The sequence below is a fragment of the Paraburkholderia sp. SIMBA_054 genome (assembly GCF_046534875.1).
GTDB classification, from domain to species: domain Bacteria; phylum Pseudomonadota; class Gammaproteobacteria; order Burkholderiales; family Burkholderiaceae; genus Paraburkholderia; species Paraburkholderia hospita.
This window is the reverse complement of record NZ_JAWRXV010001566.1, coordinates 1-241: the sequence shown is the minus strand read 5'-3', so window position 1 is coordinate 241 and position 241 is coordinate 1. Positions and strand designations below refer to the sequence as shown.

General features: G+C 55.6%; 1 protein-coding gene. It reads left to right on the top strand.

Annotation, left to right across the window (positions count from 1 at the left end):
* The coding region (locus SB822_RS60315; RefSeq protein ID WP_410859546.1) for a hypothetical protein at positions 1-241 on the top strand (241 nt) is incomplete at both ends.

Genomic DNA, 241 nt, shown 5'->3' with positions numbered 1-241 from the left:
GGTTCGCACATATCGAGCTGTTGCGAAAGCACCTGCATTCAGTGCGCCTCGTGCGGCTCGTGCCTCCGATTATGCTGCGCTTTTCTGTGCGCAGCCAGGAGCGGGTACTTGCCCGCCGCTTCGAGTTGAGTTTTTCTCAAGCTCACAAGAAAATCGTCAATTTCACGAAGCGCAGCCGCGTGGCTAAATCGACGTTCCCGTTGTTTCGTCTCATCATGCCAAGGAACGCACACGCGATGAC